At 43.9% G+C, this 919-nt stretch carries 1 protein-coding gene; it reads right to left on the reverse strand.

Annotation, left to right across the window (positions count from 1 at the left end):
• Nucleotides 1-16 precede the first annotated feature (16 nt).
• On the reverse strand, nucleotides 17-919 hold a 903-nt coding region (locus KSW37_RS15650; RefSeq protein WP_254368705.1), incomplete at its 5' end, for an IS982-like element IS1187 family transposase.

Consider the following 919-nt stretch of genomic DNA (forward strand, 5'->3'; position numbering starts at 1 on the left):
TTACCTGTTGGCGGAATTAATTTAGTGCATACTTAATTCTGCCAATGGGCTTGTCGTTAATGAAGTTTACGTATTGCAGAATGGTAAGTGCACTAATTTTGCCAATGATCCTGGCAAACAAACCATTCGTTATTTTCGCATAGTTCCTGATGACCAAGAACTGGTCTGTAAGTTGTGAGAATATTGTCTCAATCCTCTTTCTTGCCTTTGCAAACGGAATGAATGTCGGTTTCCAATCCTTTTGGTTGAGCCGATACGGACACTCCAGTCTTATGTGTGCGGTTTCGAACAAGTCAAGCTGTACGTCAGCTCCAATATACCCTTTGTCACCATAGATGCTACAGTCGTGATAAGTATGTTTTACATCCTTCATATAATGGAGGTCCGCCACACTTGCCTTTGACAGATCATAGGAATGGATAACTCCACTTAACCCACAGAGAGCGTGTAACTTATAACCAAAATAATACGTGTTCTGCGAAGCACAGAAGCCGAAGTCGGGAGCTTGCGAGAAATTGCCGGTACGTCCCATCTTGCAACGTTTTCCTCTTGCAACCCTACAGACCTCTATCGGCTTGGAGTCAACAAAGAATTGTTCCTCTCCGCCATCCATTTCCATGGCAATCCGCTTGCGCAGTTCCTCACACAGGCCTGCCGTTTTCTTCCTGCGGTCATTGAACTGTCTCCTTGATATGAGATTAGGAATGTTGTCCTTGTACTCTTGCAATTTATAGTCGAACAACCACTTCTCACTATCAATGCTCTCGGTCTCTGCCGTCAAGGATAGCGCCACCACTTCCAAATCCGAAAACTTGGGAACAGGACCACGACGTGGAACATTACCCGATTCATTGACGAGATTTTCAGAGAATTGCTTGCATATCTCGAGTATTTTGACGAATTTTGTATAAAGGTTGTA

The organism is Segatella copri (genome assembly GCF_019127135.1).
GTDB lineage: Bacteria > Bacteroidota > Bacteroidia > Bacteroidales > Bacteroidaceae > Prevotella.